The sequence below is a fragment of the Nocardioides sp. genome, from assembly GCF_025964975.1.
In the GTDB taxonomy this organism is placed as follows: domain Bacteria; phylum Actinomycetota; class Actinomycetes; order Propionibacteriales; family Nocardioidaceae; genus Nocardioides.
Genome location: NZ_JAOPXV010000136.1, coordinates 1 through 18,795, shown reverse-complemented (window position 1 = coordinate 18,795; position 18,795 = coordinate 1). Strand labels below are relative to the sequence as shown.

The following is an 18,795-nucleotide window of genomic DNA, read 5'->3' as shown; positions in this document are numbered from 1 at the left end:
GTCCCGGGCGGAGCCGCGTGCGATGGTCTCGTCCCACCGCTCATCCAGTCGAGCCCACACCGTCCTCCGGTCGGCGGCAGTCGGCACCGACCGCACCGCGACCCGTTCGGGGAACAGCCGGTCCAGCTCGCTCGTGACGTAGGGCGACACGTCGATGCCGTTGACGAAGACCTGCTCCACCTCGCCGTGGACGCCGTCGACCCGCATGCCCTCCACCCAGGAGGCCCTGATCGTCACGCCGCGCAGGTCGCTGTCGCGGAAGCTCGCCCCGATGAAGGTGGAGCCGTGAAACCACGCGCCGACAAAGTCCTTGCCCCGGATCTTCTCCCCCATGCCGCCACGATAGGGCCTGCCACCGATGCCCGGCAGCGCGCCGAGGCACGTCGTGACCGGGCATCAGGGACACTGGGGGACATGAGCGACCTGCCGCGCAAAGCCATCACCCGCAGTGCCCGGCTGGCGGCTCTTCCGCTCGGTTACGCGGGTCGTACGGCGATGGGTTTCGGCAAGCGGCTGGGTGGGGCGCCCGCGGAGGCCGTGCTGAGCGACGTGCAGCAGCGGACGGCCGAGCAGCTGTTCCGGACGCTGGGCGAGCTCAAGGGCGGAGCGATGAAGTTCGGCCAGGCCCTGAGCGTCCTCGAGGCCGCCCTGCCCGAGGACGTGGCGGCGCCGTACCGCGAGAACCTGACCCGCCTCCAGGACGATGCACCGCCGATGCCCACCCAGACCGTCCGCGACCAGCTGACGACGCACCTCGGTCCCGACTGGTCGGACGACCTGGTGTGGCTCGACGGTGGCCCGACCGCGTCGGCCAGCATCGGGCAGGTCCACAAGGGCCGGTGGCACGACGGGCGGGATGTGGCCGTCAAGGTGCAGTACCCCGGCGCGGGCGAGGCACTGATGAGCGACCTGCGCCAGATCGCCCGGGTGGCCCGGAGCGTGGCCCCGGTCTTCCCCGGCATCGACATCAAGCCGCTGGTGGCCGAGCTGCAGGCGCGGGCCGCCGACGAGCTCGACTACGAGCTCGAGGCTGAGGCCCAACGCATCTTCGCCGACGCCTTCCGCGACGACCCCGACTACGTCATCCCCGACGTCGTGGCCGTGGGTGGCGAGGCGATCGTCACCGAGTGGCTGGAGTCGCCGTACTCGCTCGCCGAGGTCATCCGCACCGGAACCGAGGAGGAACGCGACCGCTACGGCGAGCTCCTGGCCCGCTTCCTGTTCGTGGGACCCGTCCGCACCGGCATGCTGCACGCCGACCCGCACCCGGGCAACTTCCGTCCGATCCCGGGGGCCGACGGCCAGCCCGGGCGGCTGGGCATCCTCGACTTCGGGGCGGTCGCCCGCCTGCCTGACCGCAACTTCCCCGAGGCCATGGGCCGCCTGATCCGCGTGGCCGTCGAAGCCGACCCCGACACGCTCGTCGCCGGGCTGCGCGAGGAGGGCTTCATCAAGGACAACGTCAAGGTCGACCCGCAGCTCGTCCTCGACTACCTCTCCCCCTTCGTCGAGCCGGCGCGCGAGGACGACTTCCGCTTCACCCGGGCCTGGATGCGGGAGCAGTTCGAGCGGATCAACAACCCGCGCGACCCGGCGTTCACCATGGCCACCAAGCTCAACCTGCCGACGTCCTACCTGCTGATCCACCGCACCTGGCTCGGCGGCCTCGGCCTGCTGAGCCAGCTCGAGGCGAGGGCCGGCTTCCGCACGATCCTGACCGAGCACCTCCCCGGCTTCGCCGACGTCTGAGTCGTCAGGTCGCTCAGAAGTCGTTGAGCTCGTGGTGGCGCATGGCGATGACCCCTGGCCGTCCCTTGCTGTTCTCGTAGGTCCTCCACACGTAGGAACCCACCACCGCCAGACCGCTGGTCAGCAGGAACGTGGAGAAGAGCATCACGAGCATCAGCGGGGTGGAGCCGAGTGGCTCGACCTTGCCCACCAGCCAGGCGACAAAGACGACGACTGACACCACGGTGGTGACGACCGTGCCGACCAGACCGACCACGGCCAGACCTGGATCGGCAGGTCGGTGAAGGAGAACACGGAGTCGAGGAGGTAGCGGATCCGCTTGTGCAGCGTCCACCCGGACTTCCCGCCGGGTCGCGGTGCGCGTCGGTATGGCGTCTCGACCCGCCGATAGCCCACCCAGAACAGCAAGCCCACGAGCGACGTGGGCGCCTCTCGAAGGTCGAGGATCCTGGCCGACACCTCACGGGTGCAGGCAAACACGTCGACCCCGCGGGGAGGGATGTCCTTGTTGCTGAGCCTGCGGTAGAGACCTCAGAAGACCCGCGAAGCCGAAGTTGCGGGAGTGGACCACCACCTGGGAGGCAAGCGGGCTGTCGGGGAGGATCCGCTCGAGCACCGCCAGCGAACCGTCGGGCGAGCCGTCGACCACGAAGACCGCCTCCAGCTTTCCCGGCAGCCGTTCGGCCAGAGATCCCAGCCGGTCCACCAGCTCCGGCAAGGTCGCCTCGATGCCGTAGACCGGGACCACCACGGACAAGGACGGCGGTCCAGCCACCTCAGAAGCACTCAAGTGCGCCACCTACCCGATCGATCTCGGCGTCGGTGAGCTCCGAGAAGACGGGCACGGACAAGACCTGGGAGGCCAACCGCTCGGTGACGGGGAGCGGCTGATGTGCGTGCTCCGACCACGCCGGGCTGAGGTTGGTCGGGCACCGGGTAGTGCACGTCCGTGCGGATGCGGGCCGGCGCTCAGGTGCTCGACCAGCTCGCTCCGGTGGTCGGTGACCAACACACCGAGATGTGCCGCATGTCCTCGATCGGACGCGGGAAGCAACCTCAGGCGGGGGCTGGCTCGCCCCCGGTAGCGACTGCTGATCGCCCGCCGTCTCTCGTTGTTCGAGTCCAGCGCCGGCAGCCGGCTCGTGAGCACAGCTGCCTGCCTCTCGTCGAGGCGGCTGTTGCAGCCACCGGGAAGTCCGACCCGGTACTTCTCCGTCCAGCCGTACTGGCGGAGCCGGCGAATCCGCTCCGCGGTGCCGGGATCACGCGTGGTGACCGCGCCGCCGTCTCCCAGCGCGCCGAGATTCTTGGTGGGATAGAAGCTGAACGCGGCCGCGTCGGCGCTCGAGCCAGCCATGACGCCGGTGCGTGCCGCACCGATGGACTGCGCACCGTCCTCGACCACCGCAACGCCGGCCTGGGCACAGACGGCGAGGATGGGTGCCAGGTCCGCCGCCCGTGGCATAGACCAGCAGAACCGCGTCCTCGGAGTACTTGTACTGCGACGGCGACGGTCACGCCCGTCGTCCACGAGCGCCTGCACTGACCCGCGCAGGCAGACCAGCTGCTCGCACACCCGATGCGCGTGCTCGCCACGGACGTCGCGACTGGGACGTCGTAGACGACGAAGGTCCGCTCGGGAACGAACGGGAGATCTGAGCGGTGGTCGAGCACCACCAGGCTGCCTCACCGACCACGACGTCGTTCTCGATGAAGACTCCGTCGTAGATGTTGCAGTCGTCGCCGATCACCGCGCCGGGCAGGACGTGGCGAAGGCCCAGATCCTCGTGCCCCCACCGACGGTGTCACTCTCGCAGAGCGCTTGTGGATGGACAAAGGCCGGCATCTGCTCGCTCCGTTCCGGAGACGTCGTTGCTCATCGCTGGCGCGGAGCATGGTGGTGGTCTTCTTGGCACGCGGAAGCATCACCCTAGGTTGGTGGTGCTCCGGGACCTGACGATGCCATCAGCCGACCCAGAAGCCGCGGTCGCCGCCGCCCCAGCCGCCGAACTGCTCGCGGTACGACGACGCCGACCGGGCGCCGAGATAGGAGCCGACGACCGCAGCACCCAGGTCGTCGAGCTCGGGCGAGACCATCCGGCCCTCGACCCGGCGAGCCATGGACTCGATGAAGCGCGCCAGACCCGGGTCGTCGCCGAGCCGGAAGAACGTGGTCTGGGCGCCGATGCGACGGGAGTTGTCCAGCTCGCGGACGGTGTTGGCGATGGTCAGCGGGTGGGGCGGATAGGAGAACCACACGTCGCCGTCGGGCTCCAGGTGGCTGGTGGGCTCGCCGTCCGTGACGATCAGCAGGACCGGCTGCGCGTTGGGGTGCTTGCGGAAGTGGCGGTTCGCCAGCAACAGCCCGTGATGCAGGTTGGTGCCCTTCTGCCAGCGGGCGTCAAGGCCGGTCAGCTCCTCGATCTTCATCACCTGGGCGTGCCGGCCGAAGCCGATCAGCTCCAGGTGGTCGCCGCGGAAGCGCGACCTGATCAGCTGGTGGAGTGCCAACGCCGTGCGCTTCATCGGCACCCAGCGGCCGTCCATCGCCATCGAGAAGGACGTGTCGACGAGCAGGGCGACGGCGGCCTGCGTGCGCTCCTCGGTCTCCTGGACCTCGACGTCCTCGACGCTCAGGCGCAGGGGACCGTCCTCACCGGCCGTCCGGACAATCGCGTTGGTGATCGTCCGCGTCACGTCCCACGGCTCGGTGTCGCCGTACTCCCAGGCCCGGGTCGCCCCGGAGAGCTCGCCCGCCGAGCCGGCGCTCCGGCTCTCCCGCTGGCCCTGACGGCCGCCGATCCGAGTCGCGACATCGCGCAGCAGGGCCTTGCCCAGCTCACGCATGGCCCGGGGCGAGAGGCGCAGCTCGCCGTCGGAGCCGCGCTGGAGGTAGCCCGAGTCACGCAGGGCCTTCTCGAGCTCGGAGAGCGTGCGCGCGTCGACGGCCGCCCGGTCGCCGAGCTGTCGCGACAGTGCGTCGAGGTCGACGTCGTCGAGCCGCGCTCCGCCGTAGGACTGGGAGAGCTGGTCGCTGAGCGCATCGAGCTCGGCGAGGTCCTGGAAGACGCCGGTGCCGTCGCCGAGACCCAACCCCTGCTCCCCGCCGAAGCCCTCGGAGCCACCCCAGTCGAGGTCAGGCCGCAGCGACTGGAGGTTGGCGTCCATCCGCGCGAGCTGCTGCATCAGTTCCGGTGAGCCGAACGCCTGCTGCGAGAGCTGCATCAGCTCCGCGCGCTGCTCGGGCGTCATCGAGTTCAGCATCCGCTGGGCCGCCGCCGAACGCTCGGCAAGGGCGTCCATCAGCTGGTCGATGTTCTCGGGGCCCTCGGGAAAGAAATCGCCGTGCTTGGCCATGAAGTCGGCGAAGTCCTCGTCGGTGTCCTCGCCTCGACTGTGCTTCTCCAGCAGGTCGTTGAGGTCGCTGAGCATCTCGTTGACGGCCGCGCGGTCCTCGTCGGTCGCGCCCTCCATCGCCTCCTTCATCCCGGCGAAGCGCTGGTCCAGCATCTCGCGACCGAGGAGGTCCTTGATCTCGTCATAGGCCTGGCGCGCCTCGCTGCTCATCCAGTCGTACGTCGCCAGGTCGGCCACCGCGGCTGCCGTGGACTCCGGCAGGCTCTCCAGCTCCAGCTCGCGCAGCGCGCGGTCCGCGTCGTCCATCACGACGTCGCGCGCGAGCTGTCCGCGCTCGGCCAGCACGGCCTTGTCGAGGAGCTCGCGCACCTGCTGCATCGTGCCGTCGAGGTTGTGCCGCTGCAGCAGGTCGCGGCGCTTCTCCGCTATGCGCCGCGCGAGGTCGTCCAGCCCCTGCTGGTCCTGACCGCCGCGTCGCAGGAACTCCCGCATCGCGCGCTCGGGCGAGTAGCCGGCCATCACGTCCTGGCCGATCGCGTCCAGCGCCTCGGCCAGGTCGACCGGAGGGGCGAGCGGATCGCCGCCGGCGTACTTGCGATAGCGGCTCATGGGGACCGCAGCTCAGCCATAGACCGTCTCGCGACCGTCGGACTCCTTGCCGACCCGCCGGGCGAGGTAGAGCCCCTCGAGGGCGAGCTCGACCGCACAGGCGCGTTCACCGTCGTTGGTGGCACCGATCCGGGTCCCGATGTCGTCGTAGATCTCTGACTCGCCCAGCACGGGGAGGCCGGAGAGGAACTCCAGAGCCGTCGTCCGGGCGCCCGTCGCGATGGTCGCGCCGTCCTCGACGGCCTCGACGAGCAGGCCGAGGTCGAGGCCGCGGAAGTGGCCGCGGACCGTCTCGGCGATCGCCGTACGCAGCAGGTGCGTCAGCACCTCGCTCTCCCGACCCTCCTCTCCCGTCTCGAACTCGATCTTGCCGCCCAGCACCTCGACGGCGGTCTCGAGGTCGACGACGCGGGCGACGGCGTCGTCCTCACCCCTGACCGTCGCGCGGTGCAGCGCGGACGCGGCGATCGTCTCCGCGCCCGCGATCGCGAACCGCGCACTGACGCCCGAACGCTGGTCGACAGCGCTGGACTCGCGCAGGTTGCGGGTGAAGCGCGCCAGGATCTCGACGAGCACGTCGGGGACCTGGGCGACGAGGTCGGCCTCCTGCCGGATCACGGCGATCTCGTCGAGGATCTCGAGCGGGTAGTGCGTGCGGATCTCGGCGCCGAAGCGGTCCTTGAGCGGGGTGATGATGCGGCCGCGGTTGGTGTAGTCCTCCGGGTTGGCCGAGGCGACGACCAGGACGTCGAGCGGCAGCCGGAGCACGTAGCCACGGATCTGGATGTCGCGCTCCTCCATCACGTTGAGCATCGCCACCTGGATCCGCTCGGCGAGGTCGGGCAGCTCGTTGATCGCCACGATCCCGCGGTGGGAGCGCGGAATCAGTCCGAAGTGAATCGTCTCCGGGTCGCCCAGGGAGCGACCCTCGGCGACCTTCATCGGATCGACGTCACCGATCAGGTCGGCCACGCTCGTGTCCGGGGTGGCCAGCTTCTCCGAATACCTGTGGTCGCGGTGCCGCCACGAGATCCACAGGTCGTCGCCGTGGGCCTCCACCGCCTGCTTGGCACCCACCGTGATCGGGTCATAGGGATGCTCGCCGAGCTCGGAGCCAGAGATCACCGGGGACCACTCGTCCAGCAGACCGACCAGCGAGCGCAGCAGCCTTGTCTTGCCCTGGCCCCGCTCCCCGAGGAGCACGACGTCGTGCCCGGCGATCAACGCGCGTTCGAGCTGCGGGACCACGGTGTCGTCGAAGCCGTGGAGCCCGGGCCAGGGATCGATCCCGTCGCGCAGGAGGGCGAGCAGGTTGTCGCGCAGCTCGACCCGGAGTGCCTTGAGCTCGTGGCCGGAGGCGCGAAGCTGTCCGAGGGTCGCGATGTCTGGGTGCGTCACGCATTCACGCTATCCCCGGCCGTCAAGCCGGTGGTCAACCAAGTGGCAGGAACATCACGTGCAGCCCGACCCTGCCGTGGGTCGGACTGTCGAAGGCGTCGGGCACCGTCCCGATGATCTCGAAGCCGAGGTCCTGCCACAGGCGTACGGCGGGGGTGTTGGTCTCGACGACGGCATTGAACTGGATCCCTGCGAAGTCCCGCTCGCGGTGCCAGGCCACGACGTGCTCTCCGAGGCGACGCCCGACCCCGCGGCCGCGCGCGGTGGGGCTGACCATGAAGGATGCCGTGCCGATGTGCGCCCCGCGGCCGGGCCTGTTCGGGCCCATCTTCGCCGTACCGAGGAGGGCGCCGTCCTGCTCGAGCACGACCGTCTCCCCGGGCGGTTCCGACATCCACCACGGCTTGGCGGACTCCCTCGTCAGGTCGAGCGGGAAGGCGTAGGTCTCCCCCTCCCGGACGACTGCGTCGAACACCGGCCAGATCCCGGGCCAGTCGTCGTCGCCTGCGGTCCGGATGTTCACGCGCCTGTGGTGCCGTCGATCGACTCGCGGATGAGGTCGGCGTGGCCGTTGTGCCGGGCGTACTCCTCGATCATGTGGATCAGGATCCAGCGCAGGTCGAAGGGCGTGCCGGTGTGCCGACTCGTCACCTTCGCGACGAGGTCGAGGTCGTCGCCGATCTCGTCGAGAATGCGGTCGCTGGCTCTGATCGCGTCGTCGAGCAGTCCGAGGAGGACCTCCGGGTAGTCGTCGGCGGCGGTGCGGAACTCCCAGTCGGGGTCGCCGTCCCAGTCGACACCGCGCCACGGCTCGGCGTCGTTGTTGCCGAGCAGGACGACCGAGAACCAGTTGTCCTCGACGAGGGCCATGTGCTTGAGCAGCCCGCCGATGGTCAGCGTGCTCGGGGCCAGCGACTGCGCGAGCTGTCCCTGGTCGAGACCGGCGGCCTTGTGCTTGAGCGTCTGGCGGTGGAAGTCGAGCCAGGCCCGCAGCTGCAACAGCTCGGGTCCGTGCGTGGGCGGGCTGTCGCGGTCGGTGTCGGGCATGGCCGCGACGCTAGCGCCCGGCACCGACACCGCCAACCCGGTTTCGGGGGGGCCGGTCCGTCGTCGCTGGGTCCGTCAGACGATCTTGATCGTGCCTTGGAACCTCAGGAAGTTGGCGCTGCCGCGGTAGACGGAGACCACCTGGTAGGTGCCCGACGCGCGCACCTTGAGGAACGTCGCCCTGGCGACGCCGGCCGTGTGGAGGCTCACGACGCTCATGGCGATCTTGATGCCGCTGCGCCGCAGCACGAACTCGACCTTGCCGGTCGGCACCTGCGGCGCTCGCGGCTTGTTGCGTCGAGTGGTGCTGAAGATGAACTCCTTCAATGGGGGACCCGGATGAGATGAGCCGGATGGTTGAAAGGTTGTCGATCGTTGACGCACTCCACCCCTAGGGTGGCACGGATGTTCACCCACCCCTGCCCGTGCGGTTCCGCTGCGACGTACGACGCCTGCTGCGGACCCCTGCATCGCGGCACCGCCCAGGCGGCGACGCCGGAACAGCTGATGCGCTCGCGCTATGCGGCCTACGCCCTCGGCGAGTCCGACTACGTCTTCCGCACGTGGCACCCGCGCACCCGTCCGGACGACGTGACACCCGCAGCCGGCCTGGCGTGGCTACGGCTGCGGGTGCTGGAAGCGGTCGGCGACGAGGTCGAGTTCATCGCCGACTACGACTCGCCCAGCGGCGCCGGCTCACTGCACGAGCGCAGCGTCTTCGAGCGACGTGGCGGGCGGTGGGTCTACGTCGCCGCGGCTGGCTGAGCCGCCCGGCGTCGGCAGCCACCTGACGTCGGCTGGGGTACGCGCGTTCGAGCCGTAGACGAGCAGGGCCAGGAAGACGCCGTAGACGGGCAGGTGACCCACCATCTCGGTCTGGCCGAACAGCAGCATGGTGGCGTTGAAGGGCACCATGGCCACCAGGACCGCCACCTGCGGGAAGGCACCCGAGATCACGGGCAGGCCGAAGAGCAGCTCGGTCGCCCCGGCGATCGCCACGAAGGTCTCCGGCGAGACCTGGATCCCGACCAGTCCGAAGACGTCGAGCGCCGGATAGCGCTCGAGGGTGTCGATGGCCATGGCAGGGTTCGTGAGCTTCTCGCTGAAGGCCAGGACGATCAGCGCAGCACCCACCCCGAGGCGGAGCAGGAGCAGCGCGAGGCGCAGCTGGTCGCCGGTCGGGTCGACCGCGCCAACGACCACCTCACCGGCAGCGTTCATGCGTGGGCAGGAAGGGTACGGCAAGGGCGAGACGTTCGATCATCACTCCATCGCCGCGCCCGGGAGCCCACGCCGTGCGGCAACGGGTCCGAAACCTCGGGACCTCGGTCACTTCCTGCCTAAGTCGGGCTGCGGAGCCCGGTCCGTCAGGCAGTAGGCCATGCCTGCGGGATCGTCGAGGACCGTCCACTGCTCGTGCTCCGCGACCAACGTGGCGCCGAGGCCGAGGTGGCGCTCGAGCTCGAGCCCGCGGGTCGAGCAGGCGAGGTCGAGGTGCGCGCGCACCGGTCCCTCGTCGCCGACCCGCTGCAGCAGGACGTGCAGGGGCTGGCCGTCCGGTCGGACGAGTCGCTCGAACTCGGCGTACGGCGAAGCCTTGAGCGGCCACTGGAGCAGCTCCTGCCAGAAGGCGGCCTCCCCGTCGAAGATCGCCCCCGGGATATCGAGGCAGACCTGGTCGACGATGCTGACCGAACCACCTGCCCAGGACGCCGGCGGCGCAGGCTGGGCTGCCGGGTGCGAGACGAAGCAGAAGCTCAGTCCGCCGGGCGAGCGCACCACGACGTACCCCTGGTCGACGACCTGCACGCCGCCGAGCGCGACGGCCCGGTCCGCCGCGGCCCGAGCGTCGGTGACGTGCAGGTCGAGGTGGATCCGCGGTGACGCGTCCCCCACCCGCTGCATCCGCAGGTGGTCGTCCCCCGCCGGCGGGACGAGTGTGAGGAACTCACCATCCGCCCCGCGGCGCGCCGACGGCGAGTAGCCGGTGACGGCGGACCAGAAGGACACGGAGCGCTCGAAGTCGGGAGCAGGCACGTCGAGGAACGCGCTCATCCAGAACATGCTCGGAGCCTAGGTGAGGTCAGAGCGCAGGACCCTCGCCCCGGAGCTTGTCGACCGCCGACATCGCGTCGCGCAGCTGACCGAGCCATTCGTCAGCGTGCTCGCCCACGAGACGGACCGACCACGCGAGTGCGTCTGAGCGCGAGCGGGCCACGCCGGCATCCACCAGGGTGTCGAGCACCCGGCGCTCGGGCTGGCGCAGGCGTGTCATCACCGGGGCGGACACGTGGGTGAACAGCGCGGTGGTCCTACCGATGCGGGCGCCCCACGAGACCTTGCGCTGGTAGCGCGCCTCGGCCTCGAGGGCGATCTCGATCCGCTGCTCGCGGGTCTCGGACCGGAACCGGCTGATCCGGCCCTCGGCCTCGGCGTCGGTGGCCGACTCGTCGGCGAGGGTGCCGATCACAAGGATCTCTTCACGGTCGGTGGTCACCTCCACGTCGGTGAACCACTCGGAGGGCAGGCGACCGGCGAACCAGTCTGCGCTGTCGTCGGCGCTCGGCAGGTCTGCTGCCTGCCAGCCGCCGCGGCCGCGCGATCCGCCCTCCCCTCGGCGAGCGCCGCGACGGTTGTCTGGGTCTGGGGCGTCCATGGTGTCTCCTTGCCTTGGGTTCATGTATTGATTACATGATTACACCGTTACAATGCCGACACCACAAGAGCATTCCCTCGACGTCTACTCCCTCTCCTCCCAGGTGACCGAGACCTGCTCGAAGCCCTTGTGACGTTGCATCCGTGCGTACGCCGCGTAGGCGCGCCGATCGGCGGGCGTCAGCTCGACGGCGTCGGTGAAGGGCGTCAAGAGCGCCCGGGGGTAGAGGCGGTGAGCGATCACCACGTTGATCTCCATCGCCAGCACGGCCATGACCGCCGCGATGAACAGGAAGCCGACCAGCCCGAGCACGAGCCCGAAGGTCTTGGTCATTGCGGTGGTACCGACGAGCACCTCGGCGACGTACAACGCCCCGAGGAGCTGGAGCAGCTGCCACATGAGCGCCAGCGCGAAGCCCCCGGGAGCAGAACGCCGGTAGCTGTGCTGGCCGGTGGCGGCGAATCGGAAGAGGATCGTCAGCATCGTCCCGGCGATGAGCACGGTCATCGGGGTCAGCAGCCACTTCGTCCCCACCTCGAAGAACGCGGTGGTGGTGCTGGCGATGGTGGCCGCGACGGTGACGGAGAGCAGCGCGACGCCCGCGGTGAGCAGGAGCAGCACCCCCTTCAACCGTGCGTAGAACGGGTTGGGCCGTGAGTTGCGGGGCACCGACCACGCGACATGCATGGCGTTCTGCAGCGACTGGGCAAGGCCCAGGGATCCGTAGAGCGCGGCGAGCGTCCCGAACGTCACGCCTGCCGCCGAGCCGCGCAAGCCCTCCGGTCGACCCAGCTGGTCACCGATGATCGGGAACTGTCGCAACGCGGAGTTGAGGATGGCATCCTGCAGCTCCGGCCTCCCCTCGAGCACGAAGCCCAGGATCGAGGTGCCGAGGAGCATGAGCGGGAAGATCGCGATGAACGCGTAGTAGGTCAGCATCGCCGCCAGGTAGTTGCCCTGGTCGTCGAAGAACTTGTAGACGACCGCCAGCGGAAACCCGATGACCTTGTGCCGGCGTTGGAAGCCGTCGACCTTCTCCACCACGCCCACACGATGCACGGTACTGCCCGTCACCCGAGGCCGAGCAGGCCTCCGGCCAGGCGCAGGACGAGGGCAGTCACCACGACCAGGAAGAAGATCCGCACGAATCGCGACCCGCGCGCCACCGCGACCCGCGCCCCGAGATATCCGCCGGCGATGTTGGCGGCCGCCATGGGCAGCGCCAGCTCCCACAGCACGGCTCCCTGCGGCACGAAGACGACCAGGGCAGCCAGGTTGGTCGCCCAGTTGGCGAGCTTGGCCTTTGCGGAAGCCTCCAGGAAGTTGTAGCCGAGCAGACCCACGAGGGCGAAGACGAAGAACGACCCCGTCCCCGGACCGATGGAGCCGTCGTAGAACCCCACCGCCAGCCCGGTGAGCGCGACCGTGGACAGGTGCTGTCCCCCGGAGAACCGAAGCTTCGTCAGCTCCCCCACGCTCGGCTTGAACCACACGTAGGAACCGACGAGCACCAGCGCGACCAGGATGATCGGGTCGAAGGCGCTCCGCGGCAGCATCGAGGCGACAAGGGCGCCACCGAAGGAGCCGACGAACGCCGCCAGCATCATCGGCAGGAAGGTCCGGGGGTCCGGTCTGATCCGGCGGAAGTACGTCGCCGCGCTGATCGAGGTCCCGCAGAAGGACGCCAGCTTGTTGGTGGCTGCGATCTGCACCACCGACGCTCCCGGCAGACCGATCAGCAGCGCGGGCAGCTGGATCAGCCCCCCGCCGCCCACGACCGCGTCGACGAAGCCCGCGGCCAGCGCTGCGAGCACCAGGAGGGCGATCGTCGTGGTCGACAGCTCCATGGACTCACCCTAGTCAGCGCTAACCTCGGCTCCGTGCGCATCGTCTCCCTTCTTCCCTCGACCACCGAGATCCTCTTCGAGATCGGCGCCGGACCCGACGTCGTGGGCGTCACCTTCGAGTGCGACACCCCCGCGGAGGCGCGCACGCGGCGCATCGTCTCGACGACGGCGATACCGGAGGGCCTGACGCCCCGGGAGATCGATGACTTCGTCGTCGCCGCCACGGCCGCCGGGGACGACCTCTACCATCTGGACGAGGGCGCCCTCGCCGACCTCGAGGCTGACCTCGTCGTCACCCAGGACCTCTGCGCCGTGTGCGCCGTCGACGTCTCCGTCGTCGACGACGCGCTGGCCCACCTCGGCTCCACGGCCGAGGTCCTCACCATCGACCCGCACACGCTCGCCGACGTCCTCGACTCGATCCGCACCCTCGGTCGAGCGACCGGTCGGGTCGCCGAGTCCGACGCTCTGGTCCAGTCCCTGCACCGGCGGTTGGAGCAGGTCGTACGCCGCGTGGCGCGGCGCCCGCGGCCACGCGTCGTCGTCCTGGAGTGGACAGACCCGCCGTTCGCGCCCGGCCACTGGATCCCGGAGATGGTCGACCTCGCCGGTGGCGAGCCCGTGCTGGGGACCGCCGGAACCACGAGCGTCCGCACCACGTGGGAGGACGTTCTGACCGCCGCACCGGACGTGGTCATCGTGGCGCCCTGCGGCTTCGACCGCGCGGGCGCCCAGTCGCTGGCCGACGAGATCGCGGGCCGGCTGCCGGTCGGCATACCCGTGCACGCCGTCGACGCGAACGCGTCGTGGGCGCGACCGGGCCCCCGGCTGCTCGACGGGATCGAGGAGCTGGCGGCGATCCTCGACGAGGTCAGCGGGTGATCGGCTGCACCTGGATCAGGTCGTAGCCCTCGGGCATGACCTGACCGAAGCCCGGGCAGTCCATCGGAGACGCGTCACCCGGAGCCAGCTCGAGCTCCGAGGTGCAGTGAATGGTGGCCTGGAGCTCACCGCCGCCGACGAAGACGAACTCGAAGACCGCGTAGCCGGTCTCGTCACCGTCGTTGGTGACCTCGCCGGTGACGAACGGCTGCTCCTGCATCTCCATCTCGATCATCTGCTCGGTGGTCTCGAGCTGCCAACCCCTGGAGACGGTGAAGTCCTTCCAGGTGAACTCCTCCCCGAGCTCGACCTGCACCTTGTCGGGGTCCTTCGCGGGAGCTGCAGCGGACTTGTCGTCGGAGCAACCGACGGCGAGCAGGAGCAGAAGTGCGGCAGCAGCGCCGCGAGCAATCGACATCATGGTTCCCAGTCTCACCCTCGGGCCAAGAACGCGAGGAGGTCCTGCCGGGTCAGTACGCCGACCGGCTTGCCGTCCTCCTGCACCAGCACGGCGTCCGACGACTCGAGCAGTCCGACCGCCTCGCGTGCCGGGGAGCTGGAGCCGATGGTCGGCAAGGGCGGCGACATATGGTCCTCGACCGCATCGGTCAGCTTCGCCGACCCGGCGAAGAGGGCGTCCAGCAGTGCCCGCTCGGACACCGAGCCCGCGACCTCGGCCGCCACGATGGGCGGCTCGGCCCGCACGACGGGCATCTGCGATACGCCGTACTCCTGGAGGATGTGGACAGCCTCGGCGATCGTCTCCGACGGGTGCGTGTGCACCAGGTCGGGCAGCTGCCCGGACTTGCCGCGGAGCACCTCGCCGACGGTGCGCGCCTCGGAGCTGGTCTCGGTGGCGAAGCCGTACGACGCCAGCCACTCGTCGTTGAAGACCTTGGTGAGGTAGCCGCGACCCGAGTCGGGCAGCAGCACCACGACGACGGCGTCGTCGCGGCCCTCGGCAGCGAGCTCCTGGGCGAGCTGCTTGGCGGCAAAGGCGGCCATGCCGGAGGACCCACCGACCAGCAGGGCCTCCTCGCGGGCGAGCCGGCGGGTGAAGGCGAACGAGTCGGCGTCGGAGACCTCGATGATGCGGTCGGCGATGTCCTTGTCGTAGGTCGTGGGCCAGAAGTCCTCACCGACACCCTCGACGAGGTAGGGGCGACCGGTGCCGCCGGAGTAGACCGAGCCGGCAGGGTCGGCCCCGATCACCTGGATGTCGGGGTTCTGCTCCTTGAGGTAGCGACCGATGCCGCTGATCGTCCCGCCCGTGCCGACACCCGCGACGAGGTGGGTGATCCTGCCCTCGGTCTGCTCCCAGATCTCCGGCCCGGTGGTCTCGTAGTGCGAGCGCGGATTGTGCGGGTTGGAGTACTGGTCGGGCTTCCAGGCGCCGGGCTGCGAGGCGAGGCGGTCGCTGACGTTGTAGTAGGAGTCGGGGTGCTCGGGGTCGACCGCCGTGGGGCAGACGACGACCTCGGCGCCGAGTGCCTTCATGACGTTGCGCTTGTCCTCGCTGACCTTGTCAGGGCACACGAAGATGCACTTGTAGCCCTTGGCCTGCGCCACCATGGCGAGACCGACGCCGGTGTTGCCCGAGGTGGGCTCGACGATGGTGCCGCCGGGCTGCAGCGCCCCCGAGGCCTCAGCCGCCTCGATCATCCGGATCGCGATGCGGTCCTTCACGGAGCCGCCCGGGTTGAGGTATTCCACCTTGGCCAGCACGATCGGGCCGACCCCCGAAAGCTCGTCGAGGGACGTGGACAGCCTGAGCAGCGGAGTGTTGCCGATGAGGTCGAGGAGAGAGTTCACATACTTCACATGGTCAATGTAGCCATCTACTGACGCGTAACATGAAGTCGTGGGGACAGTAGGCGCAGCGCGCAAGCTCGCATCAGCAGCCGCTTTCGGTGGCGGAGGCCTTTCCGTGCTCGGAGCCGGGCTGTACGGCGTCCTGGTGGCTGAGGCGAAGCTGGCCCGCCGCGCCATCGGCACCCACGACGGGACAACACCCCCCGACGCGACCGGCTGGTACGGCAGGGGCCGTCCGGGCCCGGCCATCAAGATCGCCCTCCTCGGCGACTCGATGGCTGCAGGTTACGGCGTCGACCGGGTGGAGGACACGCCGGGCGCTCACATCGGCAGCAGCGTCGCCGCCCAAGCCCAGCGGCGGGTCCACCTGCGCGCCGTCGCGGTGGTCGGCGCCAAGTCGCGTGACCTCGACAGCCAGATCGACAAGATCCTGGGGACTCGTCCGGACGTGGCGATCATCCTGATCGGCGGCAACGACGTCACGCACACGGTGGCGCCGTCGGCCTCCGTGCGCTTCCTTGCCGAGGCGGTCCGCCGCCTGCACGACGCAGGCACCGAAGTCGTGGTCGGCACGTGTCCCGACCTCGGCACCATCCGCCCGATCGCGCCGCCGCTGAAGCAGGTCGCCCGTCAGTGGTCACGTCGCCTCGCCGCTGCCCAGACGATCACGGTCGTCGAGGAGGGTGGTCGCACCGTCTCGCTGGGCGACATCCTGGGGCCGGAGTTCGACGCGGCCCCGGCCCTGCTCTTCGGACCTGACCGGTTCCATCCCTCGGCCGACGGCTACAAACAGGTCGCCTCGGTCCTCATCCCCTCCTGCCTGGCCGCTCTGGGACTCATGCCGGACGACGAGATCAAGCCCGAGCCCTTCCGCGGCGAAGGCGTGCTGCCCGTCGCGACGGCCGCTGCCGCAGCCGTCAAGACCGCCGGGACCGAGCTGGGCGGCACGGAGGTCTCCGGATCCCAGCGCGGGCTCCGCGGGCGCTGGGTCGAGCTGCGGCACCGTCGGCGTACCCCCAGCGCAGACGCCGAGACTCCGGAGGAGTCGGACACCTCCTCGACCGAGGCAGTCGAAGGCTGAGGGATCTCTCCGTCGTGAAATGCCAACGAGCCGGCACCCCTGGGGTGCCGGCTCGTGACGTGAAGCTGATCAGTCGGACGAGAAGATCGCCAGCAGACGCAGCAGGTTGGTGTAGATCCACACCAGGCTGACGGTCAGGCCGAAGGCCGCCCGCCAGGACTCGCGCTCCGGCAGACCGACCGCGACGCCCTGCTCGACGAAGTCGAAGTCGAGGATCAGCATGAACACGCCGAGCACCAGCCCGCCGATGGCGAAGAGCATGCCCGTGGCGCCGAAGCCGAAGAAGCCGATCTGGTTGCCGAAGAAGCTCAGCACCATCTCCATCATGCCGAGGGCGAGCATCCCGAACATGGCCGCGACCACGAAGGTGCGGAACTTGTTCGTGACCTTGATGTCGAAGAACTTGTAGGCGGCCAGCGTGCCGGTGAACGCGGCGAAGGTGCCGACGACGGCCTGCAGCACGATCCCCTGGTCAACACCCGCAACCAGCGGGACGACCTTCGAGAAGGCACCGAGCGCGATGCCCTCGAGGACGGCGAACGCGATGACCAGCGCCGGGCTGATGACCCGCTTAAACGAGTTGACCATCGACAGCGCGAACGCACCGAACGAGCCCACCATCAGGGCGAGGTAGAGCTTGCCGACGGCGTCGGTGCTGGCACCCGACTCGGTGATGGTGTCACCGGTCCAGAACCAGGTGGCGGCGGCGGACGCGATGACCACGGCCAGCGTGATCGCGGTCTTCTGCACCACCGAGTCGACGGTCATCCGGCCCTGGTCGACCTGCTGGTCGGGGACGCCGGTGCCGTAGCCCGACGGGTCGCCGTAGCCGGGGTATGTCGGGGCGGTGGCCCGACCGTTGAACTGCTCGGATCGGGCGAAAACGGGGTTGTTGCTTCTCATTGGTCTCTCCTTGGAGGCCGGGCGGATCTAGTGGATCACGTGCTGCCAACCTTACCGGCAGCTCACATGGTCAACGTCTGCACGCCGCGCGGTGTTCCCGAACCGAGCAGGAGACGCTCGAATGTCCCGCGTCAGCTATTCCCCCATGAGTTCCGCCACGAAGGCGCGCTCAGCCGGATGAGCCGTCGCCCATCGCAGCCGCAGGAAGTCCTCGGGTGCTTTGAGAAGGTCCGCGAACTCCGCCCACGTCTGTGCTTGGGGCGCCGCCCACGCCAGAGACTTCACAGGCATCGCCCGCCGGGCCGCTTCCCGATCCACCCTGCGTTCATTGACTTCGCTCGCATGACACAACTCATCCCCGCGGTCGGCATGGACCAGTTCGTGCCAGAGGTAGCGCCGCTCCTCGATCAAGGTGAGCCCAGAGCGCAGCACGATCGAGCGCGTCCGGTGGTAGTAGCGGCCCGGCTCGGAGATCGGGAGGCGTAGCAAGCCGACGTCGGGCCGCGCCGCCAGTGCGACCCAGGGGCTAGGGACGGCGCTTCTTGAGCTGCTCCAGCCGTTCGGACATGGCGGTGAGATCTCTCTGCATCTGTTCGATGGCTTGGATGGCTTCGTCCTCACCTATGCCCCCGTCGAGTCTCGACCCTGGTGCAGCAACATAGGTGGGGGCACCGACAGCGGGGATCGAGTGCCAGTCGCCCTCGCTCGAGGGCCAGAGGACTGCGACGATCTTGCGGAGCCGGTCGCTCCTGACAGGCTGGCCGGCCTCGGCCTTGTCCCAGGTGCCGGGGTTCACACCGGCCTCGTTGTAGGCAGCTCTCTTGGTGCCGAACACCCGCTCTCTCTGGGCCCTGATGCGATTCCCGAGTTCAGCGCGTTCTGGTCCACCGATATCCACAGGTGAACCGTGGCAGAAACACCTAGGAACATCCAGTGCCACGCAGGAACGGCGCCCTGCCCACTGAGGGCGGTCGCGTGTGGTGAGGGGAGTGCCAGATCTGTGGATGACGAACTTGTTTGTTGTCATGTGTTTCTAGACATGCTTGTATCGCATCATGGCAACGACACCCACCACCGTCGAGGTCCATGGCTACGCCCTTCGCGAACTGCGAATTCGCAGCGGGGTCGGCGTCGCTGAGCTGGCTGCTGCTGTAGGCGTTCAGCGGCCCTACATCGCCAAGATCGAGCTGGGTCACTCCCGCCACGTGTCGCCCCAGGTGTTCAACGCCCTCATGTCGGCGCTGGCCATCACCGACCGGCGCGTCCTGCTCGCCAACCCAACCGCCCAGTCGTGGGACTGAGCGCCACTCAAGATGGAGGAAGTACGTGACAGTTCGTAGATCGGCACACACTGTGGTGGTCCTGGTGATCGGGGCACTCATGGCGGCAATGCTGGCCCTGCCGGCACAAGCTGCACCCACGGGCGGAGACGGCGAGACGCCCGCCACCGGCCC

General features: G+C 69.2%; 23 protein-coding genes. 5 read left to right on the top strand and 18 right to left on the bottom strand.

Annotated elements, in window-relative coordinates; genetic code table 11:
• The coding region (locus JWN68_RS10320) for a pentapeptide repeat-containing protein (RefSeq protein WP_297738388.1) at nt 1–333 on the bottom strand (333 nt) is incomplete at its 3' end.
• Nucleotides 334–414: 81 nt separating this feature from the next.
• On the opposite strand from JWN68_RS10320, the gene JWN68_RS10315 reads away from it, so the two are divergent.
• Entirely contained in the window at nt 415–1,749 is a 1,335-nt protein-coding gene (locus tag JWN68_RS10315) for an AarF/ABC1/UbiB kinase family protein (protein ID WP_297738386.1), read from the top strand.
• 13 nt (nt 1,750–1,762) lie between these two features.
• Here the strand turns inward: JWN68_RS10315 and JWN68_RS10310 are convergent, their stop codons facing one another.
• The 8 genes from JWN68_RS10310 to JWN68_RS10280 form a co-directional block, all read right to left on the bottom strand.
• Nucleotides 1,763–2,005 (bottom strand): hypothetical protein, encoded by a 243-nt coding sequence (locus JWN68_RS10310; protein WP_297738384.1) that lies wholly within the window; start codon nt 2,003–2,005, stop codon nt 1,763–1,765.
• Nucleotides 2,006–2,209: 204 nt separating this feature from the next.
• Nucleotides 2,210–2,539, bottom strand: coding sequence for a glycosyltransferase (locus JWN68_RS10305; RefSeq protein ID WP_297738382.1), 330 nt, complete (start codon nt 2,537–2,539; stop codon nt 2,210–2,212).
• Between the two features lie 9 nt (nt 2,540–2,548).
• Nucleotides 2,549–3,439: a DegT/DnrJ/EryC1/StrS family aminotransferase gene (locus tag JWN68_RS19315; RefSeq protein WP_366519787.1), complete on the bottom strand. Its 891-nt coding sequence runs from the start codon at nt 3,437–3,439 to the stop codon at nt 2,549–2,551.
• A 275-nt stretch (nt 3,440–3,714) separates the two neighbouring features.
• Nucleotides 3,715–5,715, bottom strand: a complete 2,001-nt coding sequence (locus JWN68_RS10300; protein ID WP_297738380.1) for a VWA domain-containing protein — start codon at nt 5,713–5,715, stop codon at nt 3,715–3,717.
• A gap of 12 nt (nt 5,716–5,727) precedes the next feature.
• Entirely contained in the window at nt 5,728–7,113 is a 1,386-nt protein-coding gene (locus JWN68_RS10295) for a magnesium chelatase (RefSeq protein ID WP_297738378.1), read from the bottom strand.
• A 34-nt stretch (nt 7,114–7,147) separates the two neighbouring features.
• Nucleotides 7,148–7,636: a GNAT family N-acetyltransferase gene (locus JWN68_RS10290; RefSeq protein ID WP_297738376.1), complete on the bottom strand. Its 489-nt coding sequence runs from the start codon at nt 7,634–7,636 to the stop codon at nt 7,148–7,150.
• A complete protein-coding gene (locus tag JWN68_RS10285; RefSeq protein WP_297738374.1) occupies nt 7,633–8,160 on the bottom strand; it encodes a DinB family protein in 528 nt (175 codons plus the stop codon). Before JWN68_RS10285 ends, JWN68_RS10290 begins: the two co-directional genes overlap by 4 nt.
• A gap of 75 nt (nt 8,161–8,235) precedes the next feature.
• Nucleotides 8,236–8,487: a hypothetical protein gene (locus JWN68_RS10280; RefSeq protein WP_297738372.1), complete on the bottom strand. Its 252-nt coding sequence runs from the start codon at nt 8,485–8,487 to the stop codon at nt 8,236–8,238.
• 78 nt (nt 8,488–8,565) lie between these two features.
• On the opposite strand from JWN68_RS10280, the gene JWN68_RS10275 reads away from it, so the two are divergent.
• Complete coding sequence (locus JWN68_RS10275; protein WP_297738370.1) at nt 8,566–8,925, top strand: YchJ family metal-binding protein; 360 nt, start codon at nt 8,566–8,568, stop codon at nt 8,923–8,925.
• Here JWN68_RS10275 and JWN68_RS10270 read toward each other — a convergent pair.
• The 5 genes from JWN68_RS10270 to JWN68_RS10250 all read right to left on the bottom strand — a co-directional run bounded on the left by JWN68_RS10270 (nt 8,857) and on the right by JWN68_RS10250 (nt 12,663).
• Nucleotides 8,857–9,381, bottom strand: a complete 525-nt coding sequence (locus JWN68_RS10270) for a hypothetical protein (RefSeq protein WP_297738368.1) — start codon at nt 9,379–9,381, stop codon at nt 8,857–8,859. The two genes, JWN68_RS10275 and JWN68_RS10270, sit on opposite strands and share 69 nt — an antisense overlap.
• A 108-nt stretch (nt 9,382–9,489) precedes the next feature.
• Complete coding sequence (locus JWN68_RS10265) at nt 9,490–10,224, bottom strand: VOC family protein (RefSeq protein ID WP_297738366.1); 735 nt, start codon at nt 10,222–10,224, stop codon at nt 9,490–9,492.
• 19 nt (nt 10,225–10,243) lie between these two features.
• Nucleotides 10,244–10,816 (bottom strand): hypothetical protein, encoded by a 573-nt coding sequence (locus tag JWN68_RS10260; RefSeq protein ID WP_297738364.1) that lies wholly within the window; start codon nt 10,814–10,816, stop codon nt 10,244–10,246.
• 84 nt (nt 10,817–10,900) lie between these two features.
• Complete coding sequence (locus JWN68_RS10255; RefSeq protein ID WP_297738362.1) at nt 10,901–11,866, bottom strand: YihY/virulence factor BrkB family protein; 966 nt, start codon at nt 11,864–11,866, stop codon at nt 10,901–10,903.
• A gap of 20 nt (nt 11,867–11,886) precedes the next feature.
• A complete protein-coding gene (locus tag JWN68_RS10250) occupies nt 11,887–12,663 on the bottom strand; it encodes a TSUP family transporter (protein ID WP_297738360.1) in 777 nt (258 codons plus the stop codon).
• 33 nt (nt 12,664–12,696) lie between these two features.
• On the opposite strand from JWN68_RS10250, the gene JWN68_RS10245 reads away from it, so the two are divergent.
• Complete coding sequence (locus JWN68_RS10245; RefSeq protein WP_297738358.1) at nt 12,697–13,545, top strand: ABC transporter substrate-binding protein; 849 nt, start codon at nt 12,697–12,699, stop codon at nt 13,543–13,545.
• On the opposite strand, the gene JWN68_RS10240 is transcribed toward JWN68_RS10245, so the two are convergent.
• Complete coding sequence (locus tag JWN68_RS10240) at nt 13,535–13,966, bottom strand: hypothetical protein (protein ID WP_297738356.1); 432 nt, start codon at nt 13,964–13,966, stop codon at nt 13,535–13,537. The genes JWN68_RS10245 and JWN68_RS10240 overlap by 11 nt on opposite strands.
• An 11-nt stretch (nt 13,967–13,977) precedes the next feature.
• The gene (locus JWN68_RS10235; RefSeq protein ID WP_297738354.1) at nt 13,978–15,366 is read right to left on the bottom strand and encodes a cystathionine beta-synthase; all 1,389 of its coding nucleotides are present in this window, start codon (nt 15,364–15,366) and stop codon (nt 13,978–13,980) included.
• Nucleotides 15,367–15,406: 40 nt separating this feature from the next.
• Here JWN68_RS10235 and JWN68_RS10230 point away from each other — a divergent pair, with 40 nt between their 5' ends.
• Entirely contained in the window at nt 15,407–16,438 is a 1,032-nt protein-coding gene (locus JWN68_RS10230) for an SGNH/GDSL hydrolase family protein (RefSeq protein ID WP_297738352.1), read from the top strand.
• Between the two features lie 69 nt (nt 16,439–16,507).
• On the opposite strand, the gene JWN68_RS10225 is transcribed toward JWN68_RS10230, so the two are convergent.
• Both JWN68_RS10225 and JWN68_RS10220 read right to left on the bottom strand, forming a co-directional pair.
• The gene (locus JWN68_RS10225; RefSeq protein ID WP_297738350.1) at nt 16,508–17,341 is read right to left on the bottom strand and encodes a Bax inhibitor-1/YccA family protein; all 834 of its coding nucleotides are present in this window, start codon (nt 17,339–17,341) and stop codon (nt 16,508–16,510) included.
• Between the two features lie 526 nt (nt 17,342–17,867).
• Entirely contained in the window at nt 17,868–18,176 is a 309-nt protein-coding gene (locus tag JWN68_RS10220; RefSeq protein WP_297738348.1) for a hypothetical protein, read from the bottom strand.
• Between the two features lie 220 nt (nt 18,177–18,396).
• Here JWN68_RS10220 and JWN68_RS10215 point away from each other — a divergent pair, with 220 nt between their 5' ends.
• Nucleotides 18,397–18,642: a helix-turn-helix transcriptional regulator gene (locus JWN68_RS10215; protein WP_297738346.1), complete on the top strand. Its 246-nt coding sequence runs from the start codon at nt 18,397–18,399 to the stop codon at nt 18,640–18,642.
• The last annotated feature ends 153 nt before the right edge of the window (nt 18,643–18,795 follow it).